This is a genomic window from Pseudomonas sp. Marseille-QA0332, assembly GCF_054950175.1.
The window spans coordinates 2688234-2707007 of sequence record NZ_CM143106.1 but is presented as its reverse complement, the minus strand read 5'-3'; the positions used below and the strand labels follow the sequence as shown (position 1 = coordinate 2707007).

12 protein-coding genes are annotated in these 18774 nt (G+C 64.5%); 6 read left to right on the top strand and 6 right to left on the bottom strand.

Going from position 1 to position 18774, the window contains the following annotated elements:
• Positions 1 to 27: 27 nt before the first annotated feature.
• Positions 28 to 393, bottom strand: coding sequence for a PilZ domain-containing protein (locus ACY8GK_RS12550; protein ID WP_462401369.1), 366 nt, complete (start codon positions 391 to 393; stop codon positions 28 to 30).
• Between the two features lie 158 nt (positions 394 to 551).
• On the opposite strand from ACY8GK_RS12550, the gene ACY8GK_RS12545 reads away from it, so the two are divergent.
• The 3 genes from ACY8GK_RS12545 to yjiA are packed head-to-tail and all read left to right on the top strand — an operon-like array spanning position 552 to position 3880.
• Positions 552 to 2618 carry a carbon starvation CstA family protein gene (locus ACY8GK_RS12545; protein WP_196176909.1) on the top strand — a complete coding sequence of 689 codons (2067 nt, stop codon included), beginning with the start codon at positions 552 to 554 and terminating at the stop codon, positions 2616 to 2618.
• 18 nt (positions 2619 to 2636) lie between these two features.
• Positions 2637 to 2837: a YbdD/YjiX family protein gene (locus ACY8GK_RS12540; RefSeq protein WP_196176911.1), complete on the top strand. Its 201-nt coding sequence runs from the start codon at positions 2637 to 2639 to the stop codon at positions 2835 to 2837.
• 59 nt (positions 2838 to 2896) lie between these two features.
• Positions 2897 to 3880, top strand: coding sequence for a GTPase (gene yjiA, locus ACY8GK_RS12535; protein WP_196176913.1), 984 nt, complete (start codon positions 2897 to 2899; stop codon positions 3878 to 3880).
• A gap of 228 nt (positions 3881 to 4108) precedes the next feature.
• Here the strand turns inward: yjiA and glyA are convergent, their stop codons facing one another.
• Together glyA and ACY8GK_RS12525 are read right to left on the bottom strand one after the other, a co-directional pair.
• Positions 4109 to 5362, bottom strand: coding sequence for a serine hydroxymethyltransferase (glyA, locus tag ACY8GK_RS12530; RefSeq protein WP_196176914.1), 1254 nt, complete (start codon positions 5360 to 5362; stop codon positions 4109 to 4111).
• A 194-nt stretch (positions 5363 to 5556) separates the two neighbouring features.
• On the bottom strand, positions 5557 to 9381 hold the full coding sequence (locus tag ACY8GK_RS12525; RefSeq protein WP_462401368.1) for a sensor domain-containing protein: 3825 nt from the start codon (positions 9379 to 9381) through the stop codon (positions 5557 to 5559).
• A gap of 312 nt (positions 9382 to 9693) precedes the next feature.
• Here ACY8GK_RS12525 and ettA point away from each other — a divergent pair, with 312 nt between their 5' ends.
• Positions 9694 to 11361, top strand: a complete 1668-nt coding sequence (ettA, locus tag ACY8GK_RS12520; protein WP_462401367.1) for an energy-dependent translational throttle protein EttA — start codon at positions 9694 to 9696, stop codon at positions 11359 to 11361.
• A 252-nt stretch (positions 11362 to 11613) separates the two neighbouring features.
• Complete coding sequence (gdhA, locus tag ACY8GK_RS12515) at positions 11614 to 12954, top strand: NADP-specific glutamate dehydrogenase (RefSeq protein WP_196176920.1); 1341 nt, start codon at positions 11614 to 11616, stop codon at positions 12952 to 12954.
• Positions 12955 to 13138: 184 nt separating this feature from the next.
• On the opposite strand, the gene ACY8GK_RS12510 is transcribed toward gdhA, so the two are convergent.
• The 3 genes from ACY8GK_RS12510 to ACY8GK_RS12500 all read right to left on the bottom strand — a co-directional run bounded on the left by ACY8GK_RS12510 (position 13139) and on the right by ACY8GK_RS12500 (position 16080).
• Positions 13139 to 13636, bottom strand: coding sequence for a GreA/GreB family elongation factor (locus ACY8GK_RS12510; RefSeq protein ID WP_462401366.1), 498 nt, complete (start codon positions 13634 to 13636; stop codon positions 13139 to 13141).
• Positions 13637 to 13665: 29 nt separating this feature from the next.
• A complete protein-coding gene (locus ACY8GK_RS12505; protein WP_462401365.1) occupies positions 13666 to 15519 on the bottom strand; it encodes an Lnb N-terminal periplasmic domain-containing protein in 1854 nt (617 codons plus the stop codon).
• A 72-nt stretch (positions 15520 to 15591) separates the two neighbouring features.
• Positions 15592 to 16080: a DUF3015 domain-containing protein gene (locus ACY8GK_RS12500; RefSeq protein WP_462401364.1), complete on the bottom strand. Its 489-nt coding sequence runs from the start codon at positions 16078 to 16080 to the stop codon at positions 15592 to 15594.
• Between the two features lie 253 nt (positions 16081 to 16333).
• Between ACY8GK_RS12500 and ACY8GK_RS12495 the strand changes: the two genes are divergently transcribed.
• The gene (locus ACY8GK_RS12495; protein ID WP_462401363.1) at positions 16334 to 18772 is read left to right on the top strand and encodes a Lon protease family protein; all 2439 of its coding nucleotides are present in this window, start codon (positions 16334 to 16336) and stop codon (positions 18770 to 18772) included.
• The last annotated feature ends 2 nt before the right edge of the window (positions 18773 to 18774 follow it).

The following is an 18774-nucleotide window of genomic DNA, read 5'->3' as shown; positions in this document are numbered from 1 at the left end:
GGGTCGTTGCTGTGCCAGTCCAAACTCTCAAACCTCCATCAACACCCCCAGCTCCCGCCTCAGCTCCTGTTCGTCCGCCAGGTTCAGTTCCACCAGGCGATGCAGGTGGGTCAGCGAGTCGATGTCGATGTGCTTGCAGACGAAGCCCAGCCGGGTGGCTTCCTGGTGGCGCAGCTCCACCTGCATCGCCACCTGCCGGTGCAGGTCGAGATGGATGATGGCGTCGAACGGCTTGCCCGGCTCGGCATCCCAGCCAGCCGGACGTTCCACCAGCAGCCCCTTGAGCGACAGGTCCAGCAGCTTCACCGGCCAGGCGCGCTCGCCCTGGCGCAGTTCCATGGGCGCGTCGAAGGCGATGCGGCGGAATCGGCGACGTTCGTCATGCTGGTTCATGTGACAGATTCTCCAGATGTTTCCATGGGCAGGACCGAGGCGCGGCGCCCCGTCGATCAGGCGGCGCGCGCGCTAGACCAAAGCAAGTGTGGCATTGGGCGATGACAGGCCCTAGACTCGATGAGCGGTCTTTTCCAATCCACCACTGGAAGTAAACCATGAACAACAATAATAGCCTGCTACGCCATGTGCCATGGCTGGTGCTGGCCGTCCTCGGAGCCTGTGCGCTAGGTGTGGTCGCCCTGCGTCGTGGCGAGGCGATCAATGCCTTGTGGATCGTGGTCGCGGCGGTGGCCATCTATCTGGTTGCCTATCGATACTACAGCCTGTTCATCGCCACCAAGGTGATGCAACTCGATCCCCGTCGCGCCACGCCGGCGGTGCTCAACAACGATGGTCTGGACTACGTGCCGACCAACAAGCACATCCTGTTCGGTCACCATTTCGCGGCGATCGCCGGGGCCGGGCCGCTGGTCGGCCCGGTGCTGGCAGCGCAGATGGGCTATCTGCCGGGCACCCTGTGGCTGATCGCCGGGGTGGTCCTGGCTGGCGCGGTGCAGGACTTCATGGTGCTTTTCCTGTCCACGCGGCGCAACGGTCGCTCGCTGGGCGACATGGTCCGCGAGGAGATGGGCCGGATCCCTGGCACCATCGCGCTGTTCGGCTGTTTCCTGATCATGATCATCATCCTCGCGGTGCTCGCGCTGATCGTGGTCAAGGCCCTGGCCGAAAGCCCGTGGGGCATGTTCACGGTCATGGCGACCATTCCGATCGCGATGTTCATGGGCATCTACATGCGCTATATCCGGCCCGGCCGGATCGGCGAGATCTCGCTGATCGGCGTGGTCCTGCTGCTGCTGTCGATCTGGCTCGGCGGCGTCGTGGCGGCCGATCCGAACTGGGGCCCGGCGTTCACCTTCACCGGCGTGCAGATCACCTGGATGCTGGTCGGCTACGGTTTCGTCGCCGCGGTACTGCCCGTCTGGCTGGTGCTGGCGCCGCGCGACTACCTGTCGACCTTCCTCAAGATCGGCACCATCGTCGCGCTGGCGATCGGCATCCTGATCATCGCTCCCGAACTCAAGATGCCGGCCCTGACCCAGTTCACCGATGGCACCGGCCCGGTCTGGAAGGGCACGCTGTTCCCGTTCCTGTTCATCACCATCGCCTGTGGCGCGGTGTCCGGCTTCCATGCGCTGATTTCCTCGGGTACCACGCCCAAGCTGCTGGACAACGAAGTCAACGCCCGCTACATCGGCTACGGCGGCATGCTCATGGAGTCGTTCGTGGCGATCATGGCCATGGTCGCCGCCTCGGTCATCGAGCCGGGCGTGTATTTCGCCATGAACAGCCCGGCCGCGGTGGTCGGTAGCGATGCCGTCTCGGTGGCCCAGGCCGTTAGTAGCTGGGGCTTTGCCATCACGCCCGAGCAGCTGGAGGCGACGGCCCGTGACATCGGCGAGCACACCATCCTGGCCCGTGCCGGTGGCGCGCCGACCTTGGCGGTGGGCATCGCGCAGATCCTGCACCAGGTGCTGCCTGGCGAGAACACCATGGCGTTCTGGTACCACTTCGCCATCCTCTTCGAGGCGCTGTTCATCCTGACCGCGGTGGATGCCGGTACCCGCGCCGGTCGCTTCATGCTCCAGGACCTGCTGGGCAGCTTCGTGCCTGCGCTCAAGCGTACCGACTCGTGGGCCGCCAACCTGATCGCCACCGCCGGCTGCGTGGCGCTGTGGGGCTACCTGCTGTACCAAGGGGTGGTCGACCCGCTCGGCGGCATCAATACTCTGTGGCCGCTGTTCGGCATCTCCAACCAGATGCTGGCCGGTATCGCGCTGATGCTGGGCACCGTGGTGCTGATCAAGATGAAGCGCCAGCGCTATGTCTGGGTCACCTTGCTGCCAGCCGTCTGGCTGCTGATCTGCACCACCGCCGCGGGGCTGATCAAACTGTTCGACCCGAACCCGGCCGTGGGCTTCCTGGCCCTGGCCAACAAGTACGGCACCGCCCTGGAGGCCGGCCAGGTGCTCGCGCCAGCCAAGGACATCGGCCAGATGCAGCACGTGATCTTCAATGCCTATACCAATGCTGGCCTGACCATCCTGTTCCTGGTGGTGGTGTTCAGCATCCTGTTCTTCGCGCTCAAGGTCGGCTACGCCGCCCTGGGCCGCAAGGAGCGCAGCGACAAGGAAACCCCGTTCCAGGCCCTGCCTGATGCGTGACCATAGAGGAATGCAGTGATGTTCAACGATCTCGGTCGACTGGGTAAGTACCTGGGGCAGGCAGCCCGCCTGATGGTCGGCATGCCCGACTATGACACCTACGTCGAGCACATGCAGACCAAGCACCCGGACAAGCCGGTGATGAGCTACGAGGCGTTCTTCCGCGAGCGCCAGGAGGCCCGTTACGGTGGCGGCAAGGGCAACCCCCGCTGCTGCTGAGTCCGTTGTAGTACCACGCGCCACGCCTTGCCGTGGCGCGTTTCATTTCGGGAGTCCAGATGTCCGTTTCCAGCCCTATCCCCGTTACCGTCCTCACCGGCTTTCTTGGCGCCGGCAAGACGACGCTGCTCAAGCACATGCTCAAGGCCGAGCACGGCCTGAAGATCGCGGTGATCGAGAACGAGTTCAGCGAGGCCGGCATCGACGGCCAGCTGCTCGGCGACGAGCCGGTGCAGGTCATGACCCTGGCCAATGGCTGCGTATGTTGCAGCATCCACGGTGACCTGACCCGTGCCTTGTACCTGTTGCTCGAGCGCCTGGATGCCGGCGAAATCGCCTTCGACCGGCTGGTGATCGAGTGCACCGGCCTGGCCGACCCGGCGCCGGTGGCGCAGACCTTCTTCATCGACGAGGAGCTGCGCGAGCGCTACATCCTCGACGGAATCATCACCCTGGTCGACGTGGCGCATGCCGAGCTGCATCTGCAACAGACCATCGCCCAGGCCCAGGTAGGGTTCGCCGATCGCCTGCTGTTGAGCAAGACCGACCTGGTCGAGCCGCAGGTGGTCCAGGCGCTGCGCGAACGCCTGGCACGCATCAACGGCCGCGCGGCGATCCGGGTGGTCGAACATGGCCGCATCGACCTGGCCGAGCTGCTCGATGTGCGCGGCTTCAACCTCAATCCGGAGCTGGGTGAAAACCTCAAGCCAAGGCTGCGCCCGGTGCTCAAGCCGGCCACGGCGGATCGCATCTCGACCTTGGTGTTGCGCAGCGAAGCGCCGCTGGACATCGATCGGCTCAGCGACTTCATGAACCAGCTGCTGGAAAACCACGGCAAGCAGTTGCTGCGCTACAAGGGTGTGCTGAACATCGCTGGAGAAGATCGCCGCCTGGTCTTCCAAGGCGTGCTCAAGCTGTATGGCTTCGATTGGGATGCCCCATGGCGGGAAGGGGAAGCACGCGAAAGCGTGCTGGTGTTCATCGCCGATGATCTGCCGGAGCAGGCGATCAAGGCGGGGTTCGAGGCGCTGGGCCAGGGCTGAGTCCGTTCGCTTTCCAGGCGCCCGGACTCGAGTCTGGCATCGGCAGGGGGGCGGGCCGCCTGGCGGCCCCGGTCCGCGTCATCGATCCTCTGCCCCAGCAGACTCCGGCCTCATTGCTTGCAGCGGGAGACAGCCGCTGCGGTCGCGTCGTGACCAGGCGCTGGCAGGTGGCCAGAAACGAAGAAGCCTGGCGCAAGGCCAGGCTTCTCGACATCGGCTGATCGTCGATCAGTTGCCGTAGACCGGCAGCTTCTTGCAGATCGCCTTGACCTTCTCGCGGACCGCGTCGATCACCGCTTCGTTGTTCAGGTCGGCCAGGATGTCGCAGATCCAGCCAGCCAGCTCGCGGCATTCGGCTTCCTTGAAGCCACGGGTGGTGACCGCCGGAGTACCGAAGCGCAGGCCGGAGGTGACGAACGGCGAACGGGGGTCATTCGGCACCGAGTTCTTGTTCACGGTGATGTAGGCGCGACCCAGGGCGGCGTCGGCGTCCTTGCCGGAGATGTCCTGCTTGATCAGCGACAGCAGGAACAGGTGGTTCTGGGTGCCGCCGGATACCACGTCGAAACCACGCTCGATGAACACCTCGGCCATGGCCTGGGCGTTCTTCACGACCTGCTGCTGGTAGGTCTTGAACTCAGGCTGCAGCGCTTCCTTGAAGCAGATCGCCTTGGCCGCGATGACATGCTCCAGCGGGCCACCCTGAGCGCCAGGGAAGACGGCCGAGTTGAGCTTCTTCTCGATCTCTTCGTTCTTGCGCGCCAGGATCAGGCCGCCACGCGGGCCGCGCAGGGTCTTGTGGGTAGTGGTGGTGACCACGTCTGCGAACGGCACCGGGTTCGGGTAGACGCCCGCGGCGACCAGGCCAGCCACGTGGGCCATGTCGACGAACAGGTAGGCACCGACCTTGTCGGCGATGGCACGGAAGCGGGCGAAGTCCAGCACCTGGGAATAGGCGGAGAAGCCGGCGACGATCATCTTCGGCTTGTGCTCGACGGCCAGGCGCTCGACTTCGTCGTAGTCGATCAGGCCGTTGCCGTCGATGCCGTACTGGATGGCGTTGTACAGCTTGCCCGAAGAGCTGACGCTGGCGCCGTGGGTCAGGTGGCCGCCGTGGGCCAGGCTCATGCCCAGGATGGTGTCGCCGGCCGACAGCAGGGCCAGGTAGACCGCCGCGTTGGCCTGGGAGCCGGCATGCGGCTGGACGTTGGCGTAGTCGGCGCCGAACAGCTGCTTGGCGCGCTCGATGGCCAGCTGCTCGACGACGTCGACGTACTCGCAGCCACCGTAGTAGCGCTTGCCCGGATAACCCTCGGCATACTTGTTGGTCAGGACCGAACCCTGGGCTTCCATGACGGCCGGGCTGGTGTAGTTTTCCGAAGCGATCAGCTCGATGTGCTCTTCCTGGCGCAGGGCTTCTTGCTGCATGGCTTCGAAGAGCTCGGCGTCGTACTTGGCAATGGTCAAATCACGGCTGAACATGGCGGTCCTCAAGGATCGGGCTGGATTGGGCGGGCATTCTAACCCATTGCCCTTGGGCTGGCATATGAATGGGTTTCATGTGGATCAACGGCGCGGCGCAAGCCGCAAGCTCCGGGAACAGGCCGACCGCGGCGCCAGTGTGGCAGACGCTACGTCCAGGCAAAGCGACACGGCTCTAGCTTGCAGCTCCGGAGCTAGTCGAAGACGAACAACGTCTCGTTGCTGAACTGGGATTCGAACTGGCGGGCAGGCATGGGGCGGCCGAACAGGTAGCCCTGCACCTCGTCGCAGCCATGCTCGCGAAGGAATTCCAGCTGCTCATGGGTTTCCACGCCTTCGGCGATCACCGCCAGGTTCAGGCTGTGGGCCATGGCGATGATGGCGCGGGCGATCTGGGCGTCCTGTTCGCCTTCGGGCAGGCCGTCGACGAAGGTGCGGTCGATCTTGAGCACATCGATGGGAAACTGCTTGAGGTAGTTGAGCGACGAGTAGCCCGTGCCGAAGTCGTCCACGGCAATGCTCAGGCCGAGGTTCTTCAGGCTGTCGAGGATCAGCATGGCCTCGTCGACCTCGCGCATCAGGATGCTTTCGGTCAGTTCCAGCTCCAGGCAGGCCGGCGGCACGCCAGTCTCTTCGAGGATCGTGGCGATGCGGGTGCCGAGCTGGCCGTCGGAGAACTGTCGGGCGGAAATGTTCACCGAGACCTTGGGCACCTTGACCTTGGCCTGGCTCCACGCCTTGAGCTGGCGGGTCGCCTCGCGCAGGACCCAGTCGCCCACATCGACCACCAGGCCCAGCTCCTCGATCACCGGGATGAAGTCGCCTGGCGGTACCAGCCCGCGACGCGGGTGGCGCCAGCGCAACAGGGCCTCGGCGCCGGTCAGGCGCTTGCCGTCGCCGCTGAACTGCGGCTGGTAGTAGAGCACGAACTCGTCCTGCTCCAGCGCATGGCGCAGGTCGCTTTCCAGCTCCAGGCGCTCGAGCGCGCTGGCGTTCATGTCCGTCTGGTAGAACTGGAAGTTGTTCTTGCCACGCTCCTTGGCATGGTACATGGCGGTGTCGGCGTTCTTCATCAGCTGGCTCAGCTCGTTGCCATCCTGCGGGCTCAAGGCGATGCCGATGCTGGCGGTGACGAAGAACTCGCGGTTCTCCAGCACGAAGGGGCGCACCAGGCTGCCGAGAATGCGCTCGGCCACATGGATTGCCCGGTTCAGCGCCACCTCCCGGGTGGCGCGCGGTTGCAGCAGCAAGGTGAACTCGTCGCCGCCCATGCGCGCCACGGTGTCGTCGTCATGCACACAGTCGAGCAGGCGCTCGGCCATGTCCTTGAGCATGCGGTCACCGGCGGCATGGCCGAGCGAATCGTTGATCGGCTTGAAACGGTCCAGGTCGAGGAACATCAGCACCACCCAGGATTTCTGTCGCTCGGCCTGTTGCAGCGCCGTGTACAGGCGATCCTGGAACAGCGTGCGGTTGGGCAGGTGGGTCAGCGCATCGTAGTAGGCCAGGCGGTGAATGCGTTGCTCGCTGGCCTTGCGCTCGCTGATGTCGGTGAAAAAGCACACGTAGCTGGCCAGGTCGCCTTCCTCGTCGAACACCGCGGTGATGCCGACCCAAGCCGGATAGTGCTCGCCGCTGCGCCGCTTGAGCCACACCTCGCCCTCCCAGCTGCCACGCTGGTGCAGTTGCTTGAGCACATAGCGCAAGTGCGCTTGCTGCTGGTCATCGACGGTCAGCATGCTTGGCATCTGGTCCAGCACTTCATCCACCGAGTAGCCGCTGACCCGGCTGAACGCCTCGTTGGCCTGGACGATGTAGCCAGCCGGGTCGGTGATCAGGATCGCCGAGGTCGAATGCTCGAAGACCGTGGCGGCCATGCGCAGGTCCTTCTCGGCACGGCGCTGCTGGCTGATGTCGCGGCCAACGCCGAGGATGCCTTCGAAGCGCTCCTGGTCGTCCCACACCAGCACCAGGCGCAGCTCGATCGGGATCTTGCGCCCATCGGCACGCAGGCAGTCGAACAAAAACAGCTGGGTAGGCAGTTGCATGTGCAGGCAGGCCAGCGCGGCCGGGTCGCCCAGCGCGGCATTGACCTGCTCGATGAAGGCCAACACGCCATCCAGTTGGGCCGGATTGGCGACGGCGGTCTGCCAGCCGTGCTCGAATATCCATTCTGCCTGGTAGCCCAGCACATTCTGCACCGAGGGGCTGACATAGTTGAGCTTGAGCTGGCTGTCGGTGGAGAAGATCACGTCGCTGATGCTTTCGGCGAGCATCCGGTAGCGCCGTTCGCTGTCACGCAGCGATTCGCTGGCCTCGATCTGTACCGTGACGTCCTTGCCTATGCCGATGATCCGAGTGACCGCGCCTGTACTGTCGCGGGTCAACACTTGTTCGCGGATGTCATAGCAGCGCCAGCTGCCATCGCGGTGACGCAAGCGCAGCTGGCAGTGCAGCGAGCCGCCCTCGGCGTTTGCCTGTTGCGCCCAGCGCAGCGACTGGTAGTGCCGGGCATCCTCTGGGTGCATGAGCATTTCCCAGAAGCGCTCGCCCATGGCGGTCAGCTCGGCACGCTCATAGCCCAGCGTATGGCCCAGATGGCGGTTGCTGAAGATCATGTTCTGGCTTTGCACGTCCTGGACGTACAACTGGTCGGGCACGGTGCGTACCACGTTCGACCAGAAGCTTTCGCGCTCGAGCAGCGACAGCTCGACCTGCTTGCGGCTGGTGATGTCGCTGATGCTCAGGATCACTGCCTGGTAGTCGCAGCGTTGCTGCGGCAGGCGAGCCATGAGCCACAAGTGCAGCTCGCCGCCGCGCGGGGCGGGCAGGCGTACCTCGAGCTCCAGCTGCGCGCGCTGTTCGATCAATGCGCCGATCAACTGCATGCCGACCCCCTCGAGGCCGTCGCCAGTGCCGATGATCAGGCGCTGCCAGGCGCCCTGGTGGCACTCGACAGTGAGCAGCTGGCGGGCCACCTGGTTGATCTCGGTGATCTTCAGCTCCCGCAGCAGCGCCCGGCGCAGTTGCGGATCCAGCGCCAGGCTCTGCTTGAGCGCGGCCGGATTGCGGACGTGGTAGCGGTCGAGCTGGCCGGGCAGGCTGGACAGGTCGAGCACGCACAGTGCCACCCCGGTGCCTTCGAAGATTTCCTGGTAGCGACGCCGGTCCTCCTGCAGGGCACGCTGTCGACGGCGCATGCGCGCCAGGGTCAGGATCGGCAGCAGGGCACAGCACAGCACCAGCAGGCACTTGCCCAGCAGACCGGGCAACAGCTGTTGGCGAACCAGGCTCGCATCGAACAGGCCACGCAGTTGCCAGGCGCTGTTGTCGAGGAAGGCCAGCACCACGCTGCCGGGCGCCTGGCCACTGTTCGGCTCGGCCACATGGCGATCGAGCACCTGGCCGCTGCGGCTGTTCTCGAGCAACCAGGAAGGCTGCAGCGGGGCGCCGAGAGGGCGCGTCAGCGCGTGCAGGTAGTCCTTTTCCAGCCGCAGCAGCCAGTAGCCGTGCCCGGCCGGCTGACGAAGCAACAGGTAGATCGACTGGCCGTCGGACGAGTTGCCATAGAGATACGGGCGGTCCTGGATCAACCCCAGGTATTCACCGACCAGGCCATGGTCGCTGGTCGCCTCGAGGCTGTCGGCCTGGAAGCGACCTGCGCTGTCGAGCCAGGCCAACTGCCGCAGCAACGGCATGCGGGCGCGCAGCTCGACCAGCAGCGAGCGTATCGCCGCTGGCGCGGGCACTTCGGTATGCGGTTGCATCAGGTTCATGGCCTGCTGGGCCTTGAGCGCCAGATGCAGGCCCAGGTGATCGGCCAGTTCCGAAGTCTCGGCCACGCTTTTTTCCCGCAGCTCTGCCTGGGTGCGCTGGAACTGGGCGAACAGTTGCCATAGCAGCAGGGCCGTCAGTACCAGCGCGAGCAAGGCGAGCGCGCCTTTGAGCGAACCGTGCAGACCGAGGGTCGGGGCAGGCTGGCCAGGACGCAGGAACGGCGGTTGGGTGAGGTTGGTCAAGCGTTGATCCTGCGATTGGGCTGGCGACGGCAGGGACAGGGCCATGCGTGGCGCACTATAAGGCCGGACAGGCAAGGCGACTAGCATGCCTTCAAATGTGGCGAAGTGCCAGTGCCAGTGCCAGTGCCAGTGCCAGTGGCGGTGAGCGTTGAGCTGCAAGCAAAAGCGGTTCCGCGTTGCAGAAGCGTAAGCTTCACGCCTCAAGTGCAGCGCCGCAGCTTGAAGCTTGGAGCCCCCACCTGTGCAAGCCAACGTCTTGGCGTAGAATGGACGACTTTGTCCATCTGCACCTATCTGATAGAGGGCTTGGTTTTGGCTCAATACGTCTACACCATGCATCGGCTGAGCAAGGTCGTGCCGCCGAAGCGGGAAATCCTGAAGAACATCTCTCTGTCGTTCTTTCCCGGCGCGAAGATCGGCGTGCTCGGTCTCAATGGCGCGGGCAAGTCCACCCTGCTGCGCATCATGGCCGGGGTCGACAAGGAGTTCGATGGCGAAGCGCGCCCGATGCCCGACCTGAACGTCGGCTACCTGCCGCAAGAGCCCGAGCTCGACCCGAACAAGAGCGTCCGCGAAGTGGTCGAGGAGGCGGTCAGCACCATCAAGGACGCCCAGGCGCGCCTGGACGAGGTCTATGCGGCCTATGCCGAACCCGACGCCGATTTCGACAAGCTGGCCGCCGAACAGGCCAAGCTGGAAGCGATCTTGCAGGCAGCCGATGGCCACAACCTCGAGCGTCAGCTCGAAGTGGCCGCCGATGCCCTGCGCCTGCCCCCGTGGGATGCACGCATCGAACACCTGTCTGGTGGCGAGAAACGTCGCGTGGCGCTGTGCCGCCTGCTACTGTCGGCGCCCGACATGCTGTTGCTCGACGAACCGACCAACCACCTCGATGCCGACTCGGTGGCCTGGCTGGAGCGGTTCCTGCACGATTTCCCGGGCACCGTGGTGGCGATCACCCACGACCGCTACTTCCTCGACAACGTCGCCGGCTGGATTCTCGAACTCGACCGTGGGGCCGGCATCCCATACGAGGGCAATTATTCGGGCTGGCTGGAAGCCAAGTCCGAGCGCCTGGCGCAGGAGTCCAAGCAGCAGAGCGCCCATGAAAAGGCCATGAAGGAAGAACTGGAGTGGGTGCGTAAAGGCGCCAAGGCTCGCCAGTCCAAGTCCAAGGCGCGTCTGGCGCGCTTCGAGGAAATGCAGTCGCAGGAATTCCAGAGGCGCAGCGAGACCAACGAGATCTACATTCCGGCAGGTCCACGCCTGGGCGACAAGGTCATCGAATTCAAGAACGTCAGCAAGGGCTACGGCGATCGCCTGCTGATCGACAATCTGTCGTTCGCCATGCCCAAGGGCGCCATCGTTGGTGTCATCGGCGGCAACGGCGCGGGCAAGTCCACCCTGTTCCGCATGATCATGGGCAAGGAGCAGCCGGACTCGGGCAGCATCGAGATCGGCGAAACCGTGCAGCTGGCCTGCGTCGACCAGAGCCGCGAGGACCTGGACGGCAGCAAGACGGTGTTCCAGCAGATTTCCGACGGTTCTGACCAGATCCGCATCGGTAGCTACGAGATCCCGTCGCGTACCTATGTCGGCCGTTTCAACTTCAAGGGCGGCGACCAGCAGAAGTTCGTCAGGGACCTGTCCGGAGGTGAGCGTGGCCGCCTGCACCTGGCCCTGACCTTGAAGGAAGGCGGCAACGTCCTGCTGCTCGATGAACCGTCGAACGACCTGGACGTGGAAACTCTGCGCTCGCTGGAAGAAGCCCTGCTGGACTTCCCGGGCGCCGCCATCGTGATTTCCCACGACCGCTGGTTCCTGGACCGTGTGGCCACCCATATCCTGGCCTACGAGGATGATTCGAGCGTGGTGTTCTTCGAGGGCAACTACACCGAGTACGAGGCCGATCGCAAGAAGCGCCTCGGCGACGCGGCCGCCCAGCCGCACCGCGTGCGACACAAGAAGCTGGCCCAGTAAGCCAGTCGACATGCACGACGATGGGGCCTTGATGGCCCCATTTTTGTGCCCGCTCGGTGTGTCTGGTTTAGCTTGTCCTGGCTGTTGGCTCTGTCTGCGGACGCTCCAGCATGTTTGCAATACTTGTATGCATTTATAGAAATGCACCAAAAATTTTCATAAAAACGACATTTTGCTCTGTTGCGGTGCAAACCGTTCTTGATACAGTCGGGAAAAAACCAATAAGTCCAATCCTCTTGGTGAGATGTACCCATGACTGAATCTGTCGACGCTTTCCTGGCCCGCCTCAAGCAGCGTGACCCTGCCCAGCCCGAATTCCACCAGGCGGTGGAAGAGGTACTGCGCAGCATGTGGCCATTCCTCGAAGCCAATCCCCACTACCTCGAAGCCGGTATCCTCGAGCGCATGGTCGAGCCCGAGCGCGCGGTGCTGTTCCGCGTCTCGTGGGTCGATGACCAGGGCAAGGTCCAGGTCAACCGCGGCTACCGGATCCAGATGAGCAGCGCCATCGGCCCCTACAAGGGCGGCCTGCGCTTCCATCCGTCGGTGAACCTGAGCGTGCTCAAGTTCCTGGCCTTCGAGCAGGTGTTCAAGAACTCGCTGACCTCGTTGCCCATGGGCGGCGGCAAGGGCGGCTCGGACTTCGATCCCAAGGGCAAGAGCGATGGCGAGGTGATGCGTTTCTGCCAAGCCTTCATGAGCGAGCTGTACCGGCACATCGGTGCCGACCTGGACGTTCCGGCCGGCGACATCGGTGTTGGTGCGCGCGAGATCGGCTTCATGTTCGGCCAGTACAAGCGCCTGGCCAACCAGTTCACCTCGGTGCTGACCGGCAAGGGCATGACTTACGGTGGCAGCCTGATTCGTCCCGAGGCGACCGGCTATGGCTGCGTCTATTTCGCCGAAGAGATGCTCAAGCGCCAGGGCCAGCGCATCGATGGGCGCCGTGTGGCCATTTCCGGATCGGGCAACGTGGCCCAATACGCCGCGCGCAAGGTCATGGACCTGGGTGGCAAGGTCATCTCGCTTTCCGACTCGGAAGGTACCCTGTATTGCGAGTCCGGCCTGAACGACGAGCAATGGGAGGCCCTGATGGCGCTGAAGAACGTCAGGCGCGGCCGTATCAGCGAGCTGGCCGGGCAGTTCGGTCTGGAGTTCCGCAAGGGCCAGACGCCCTGGAGCCTGGCCTGCGACATCGCTCTGCCATGCGCCACCCAGAACGAGCTCGGCATCGAGGATGCGCGTACCTTGCTGGCCAATGGCTGCATCTGCGTTGCCGAAGGTGCCAACATGCCGACCACGCTGGAGGCGGTCGATATGTTCATCGAAGCCGGCATCCTGTTCGCCCCGGGCAAGGCCTCCAATGCCGGCGGCGTGGCGGTGAGCGGGCTGGAAATGTCGCAGAATGCCATGCGCCTGCTATGGACTGCCGGGGAAGTGGACAGCAAGCTGCACAACATCATGCAGTCGATCCATCATGCCTGCGTGCATCATGGCGAGCAGGCCGACGGCACGATCAACTACGTCAAGGGCGCCAACATCGCCGGCTTCGTCAAGGTCGCCGATGCCATGCTGGCCCAAGGCGTGGTCTGAGCGGAGCGGAGTACCTCCGGTTCGGCGTCGCGGCGACGGCGTCATGCCCAGCATCATCGGCGGTTTTGCGGGGCCCGGTGGAGGCTCGTCCGCCGTGCCGCTCCGCCTTGCCACACCTACCGCTGATGTTGCAAGCACGGCCATTATCGGTGGGGCCTGCAGGGCCCTGCGGTGACAGCTGCGCTCATTCTCCAGCCTCGATGGCGACGATCTCGATCGCTTGTTCACCCGCCGGTCGTCGCCACGTCACTTCGTCCCCCGCTTCGGCACCCAGCAGCGCTCGGCCCAGAGGCGAGCCCCAGTTGATCAGGCCCTGGGCTGCATCGGCCTGGTCTTCTCCGACCAACTGCACGGTGTGCTGCTGGTCCTGCTCATCGACGAACCTGACGATGCTGCCTATCCGCACCTTTTCGTTGGTACCGGCCGGCGGCACCACCTGGGCGCTCTTGAGCCGTGCACGGAAATACCGCAAGTCGCGTTCGCTATCGGCCAGCCGCTGCTTGTCGGCATTATCGCCCAAGGCCAGCAGTTCGCTGCGCAGCGTATTGAGCTGCGCGACACGTTGCTGCAGTTGCGCATAGCCGCTTGCGGTGACGAGGTTGGGCTGGTCGCTGATGCTTCGCTCCACCGGCTGGTCGGCCTGAGCGGCGGCCTGGTCTTCGTTGACGAATGCCCGACTCATTGCTGCCTCCTTCGGTCAGGTTGCACACTTCAGTAGTGATACCACTTGAGCTCCAGCATCATCTCGTTCCGCGCGCTGCCCAAGTGGCTGAACTCGCGCCTGGCGCTCAGGCGCAGGCCAAGGTCCGGGCCGAGCTCCCATTGCTGGTTCAGGCTCAGGCTGCGACGCACTTCGCCATTGGTGAAGTAGTCGCCCTTGGCTTCCAGGGTCATGTTGCCCAACCCGTTGCGCCACAGCAGCCCGCCGTTGAAACCGGCCGCCGGAGCGATGAACTGGGCGAAGTCGTTGTGATGCTCCACCCGCACGGTGCCAAGGGCAAAGCCGAGCAGCTCGTCGCCCAGTTGCCAGGTGCCGCCGGCACCGCCATTGACATGGCTGACCAAGACTTCGTCATCATGCTTGCCCGGTACTCGCTCCAGGCCGCCGGCGACCTGCCAGGACCACGGCTTGAGCAAGGCGTTGCGCGGCGTCAGCGAGCGGATGGTGGCCAGGTCAAGGCGCTGTACCTGCCAGTCGTTGCCTTCGTACTGGCGCAGCTTGAGCTGGAGGATCTCGATCTGCGCGCCCAGCGGGAAACCATAGGCGTTGTCGTTCAGGTCATGATAGGCCATGCGCAGGCCATATTCGGCGTAGGCACGCTCGTCACGACTACCGATGCCGAGCTGCCAGGTACGCGACTGGTGGCCGTGTTCCGGCAGGCCCGGGCGCTCTACCTCAAGCGGCGGCGGCGGGTTGCGATTGATCGCCCGCAGCAACTCGAAGCTGCGTCTGGCACGCGCCGGGTCGCGCGCTTGACCGGTCGCCCGGTAGCGCTCCAGGCGATAGGCGGCATCCTGCACCAGTGCTTGGCGATCGCGTGGCAGGGCGGTGAAGTCAGGGCTGCGCAGGTATTCGGTATCTGCGCTCAGGGCCAGCACCTGGTGCTTTTCGGCAAGCTCCAGTGGTTCGGCGCGAGCCAGCAGCTCGCGTTCACGCGAAGGACGGTAGTGCACCTGCGACACCAGCCCCGACTGCTTGACCGCCTTGACCGTGTCGGTCGGGATCGCCGTGAGCGGGAACTGCGAGGTGAGGTCCAGACCGGGCCTGGCCACCTGCAGCAGTTCCAGCAGTCGATACGAGCAGTTCTCGTCGAAGAAGAAGTAGTCGAAGCGTACCTGCTTGAGCTCCCAGACATGTTCGACCATGCGCCCGGTTTCTTCGGGCGTCAGGTTCAGCTGGTACTCCCACAGGTCGCGGTTCTCCAGGCTGCGGTACTCGGAGAGTTTGTCCTGGTAGGGCATGAAGGCGAACAGGCCTGGATAGCCGCCCATCAAGCCCTTCCAGGCATACAGAATACTGTTGTCGCTGCCCTCGATGTAGGCCCCGAAGTTGATCGCGTAGCTGAGCAGCGCGGTGTCGTTGCTTTGCGTGTCGCTCTGGTCGATGCGCAGCAGGGTATGGCCGAACATCGACGAAGGGCTGTTCAGGTAGGCCGCTGGGAAGATCAGCACCGCGCCGTGCGGGTCGATGTCCTGGTACCAGCGGGTGAACTCCTGGCATCGAGGCTGTGGCAGGTCAGCCAGTTGCAGTTGCTCGCGCAGCCAGCGCGTGCGTGCCGGAAACACGCACTGGGCGTGCTTGTCGCCAAGCGTGGCCGGCGCGTACAACGCCTCGACGGTGGCCTGCAGCTCGCGCTCGGGATGGTGCGCGCCGTCATGGGCGAGAAAGAAGCGTTCGTCGTCCACATAGCTGCGCCAACCGCCCAGCTTGCCGGTCTCGTAGTGTCCCAGGGCAATCCAGTAGGGCGTGGCGGCCAGTCGCTGGAGGCGCGATGGGTCCAGCTGGGGTGCGGCTTGAAGCGAGGCACAGGCGCAGAGCGCCAGGTAGGCGAGGCGTTTGAACATGTCAGGCAACTAGGTCTGGAGGATGTCGCAAGGCAGGCGGTTTCCCGCCCCGGCAGGGGCGGGAAGGCCGGATCAGGCTTCGCTGGCGTACTTGGCCAGGCGCGGATCGGTCTTGAGGACGGCGAGGGTGTTGCTATGGACGTCATCGGCAGTCACGTCGGCGCTGCTGAAGATCTGCTGGAAGTGTTCGTGGGTCACCGAAGCGAAGTGCGCGCGATCTTCCGGCGCGACGCCGAGCACCACGGCGTAGGTGGTCAGGGCTTCGCCCTGGCCCTTGGCCATGTCTTCGGAAAGTTCGTTCATCATGCCGTTCATGGCGAACCAGGAGCGGCCACCGTAGGTCAGGGCAGCGTTGGTCGAGCAGCCGTTGGTACCGGACGTCATGCCGAAGGTGGCGTTGCCCGAAGTGCCGTTGGTGGTGGAAGCCAGGAAGTGGGCGGGGGTGCCGCGCTGGCCTTCGAACAGCATGTTGCCCCAGCCGCAGTCCGGGCCGCCGGGCGCTTGCGCCATGGCGTTGAGCGAGACTGCGGTGAACAGCGTACCCAGAAGAATCCGTTTCATAGCTTTGTTCTCTTTTTCAGTAGACATGCCAAAGGTCTGGTTCCAGCGATGGCGATCGCTGGATCGGCAAGCAATGTAGCTTGCCGCGCAGCTTGGAGTTTAGGCGCGATCCAAAGGTTGCGTCACCCGATGTGAAAATTTGCAGCGAAACGGCCGTTTTCGAGCTTGCCAGATAAAGTCCTCGGCAGCCTTGCAAGCCGCGCGCATGCGGCGCCAGAATGCTTTCATCTGCCCGCCGAAGTAAGGAAGCCCAATGTCCGACCCTGTCGCTGCAAGTCTGCGTCTTGCGCCAGAAGCCCTGACACGGCGTTTTTCCGCTGAACAGTTCGCTTTCTCCAGCACCGACGATCTGGAGCCTTTTCGCGGTGTCCTGGGCCAGGAGCGAGCGGTCGAGGCCCTGCAGTTCGGCGTGGCGATGCCGCGTCCGGGCTACAACGTGTACGTCATGGGCGAGCCCGGTACCGGGCGCTTTTCGTTCGTCAAGCGTTACCTCAATGCCGAAGGCAAGCGTCAGCGCACCCCCGCCAACTGGGTCTACGTGAACCACTTCGACGAGCTGCGCGAACCCCGCGCCCTGGAGCTGCCGGCCGGTAGTGCCAGCGAGTTCATCGCCGACATCAACGCCTTGATCGGCAACCTGGTGGCCACCTTCCCGGCAGTCTTCGAGCACCCCTCGTACCAGCAGAAGAAGGGCGCCATCGATCGTGCCTTCAACCAGCGCTACGACCAGGCCCTGGATGTGATCGAGCGGGCCTCGCTGGAGAAGGACGTGGCCCTGTACCGCGACGCCAGCAACGTCGCCTTCACCCCGATGAGCGATGGCAAGGCGCTCGACGAGGCCGAGTTCGCCCAGTTGCCGGAGCAGGTCCGCGAACGTTTCCATCAGGACATCGCGGCCCTGGAGGAACGCCTCAACGAAGAACTGGCCAGCCTGCCGCAGTGGAAGCGCGAGTCCAACAACCAGTTGCGCCAGCTCAACGAAGAGACCATCACCCTGGCCTTGCAGCCATTGCTGGCACCGCTTTGCGAGAAATACGCGGAAAACGCCGCGGTCTGTGCCTACCTGCAGGCCATGCAGCTGAACCTGCTGCGCACCGTGGTCGAGCAGCTGGTCGACGACAGCAAGGCCGATGCCGTGGCGCGCAAGCTGCTCGAGGACCAGTACGCGCCCAGCCTGGTGGTCGGCCACGCGGCCGACGGCGGCGCGCCGGTGGTGTTCGAGCCGCATCCGACCTATGACAACCTGTTCGGCCGCATCGAGTACAGCACCGACCAGGGCGCCCTGTACACCTCGTATCGCCAGCTGCGGCCAGGCGCCCTGCACCGCGCCAATGGCGGCTTCCTGGTGCTCGAGGCGGAGAAGATGCTTGGCGAGCCGTTCGTCTGGGATGCACTCAAGCGCGCCCTGCAGTCGCGCAAGCTGAAGATGGAGTCGCCGCTTGGCGAGCTCGGGCGCGTGGCCACCGTGACCCTCACGCCGCAGGTCATCCCGCTCGATCTGAAGGTGGTGGTCATCGGCTCGCGCCAGCTGTACTACGCCTTGCAGGACCACGATCCGGAATTCCAGGAGATGTTCCGGGTGCTGGTCGACTTCGACGAAGACATGCCCATGCTCGACGAGAACCTCGAGCAGTTCGCCCAGTTGCTGCGCACTCGCACCAATGAAGAGGGCATGGCGCCGCTGAGCGCCGACGCGGTGGCGCGCCTGGCCACCTACAGCGCCCGGCTGGCAGAGCACCAGAAGCGGCTTTCGGCACGTATCGGCGACCTGTTCCAGCTGGTCAGCGAGGCCGACTTCATTCGCCAGCTGGCCGGCGATGACAAGACCGACGCCGGGCACATCGAACGGGCCTTGCGGGCCAAGGCCACCCGTACCGGGCGGGTCTCGGCGCGCATTCTGGACGACATGCTGGCCGGGATCATCCTGATCGACACCGACGGCGCGGCGATCGGCAAGTGCAACGGCCTGACGGTGCTCGAGGTGGGCGATTCGGCGTTCGGCGTCCCGGCGCGGATTTCCGCGACCGTCTATCCCGGCGGCAGCGGCATTGTCGACATCGAGCGTGAAGTCAACCTCGGCCAGCCGATCCACTCCAAGGGGGTGATGATCCTGACCGGCTACATGGGCAGCCGCTATGCCCAGGAGTTCCCCCTGGCGATCTCGGCCAGCATCGCCCTGGAGCAATCCTATGGCTACGTCGATGGCGACAGTGCCTCGCTGGGCGAGGTGTGCACGCTGATCTCGGCCTTGTCCAGGACCCCGCTCAAGCAGTGCTTCGCCATCACCGGCTCGATCAACCAGTTCGGCGAGGTGCAGGCAGTCGGTGGCGTCAACGAGAAGATCGAGGGCTTCTTCCGGCTCTGCGAGGCCCGCGGCCTGACCGGCGAGCAGGGGGTGATCATCCCGCGCGCCAACGTTGCCACGCTGATGCTCGACGAGCGTGTGCTGGAGGCGGTGGAAGCGGGGCGTTTCCATGTGTACGCGGTGAGCCAGGCCGACGAGGCCCTGAGCCTGCTGGTCGGCGAGCCTGCCGGGGCGCCGGACCAACAGGGCCAGTTCCCCGAGGGAAGCGTCAATGCCCGGGTGGTCGAGCGCTTGCGCATCATCGCCGAGATGGTCAGCGAGGAAGACATCAAGGAGGCGGAAAAAGAGCGACTGGAAGAGGCGCTGGCGCAAGCCAGGCCGGCTTGAGT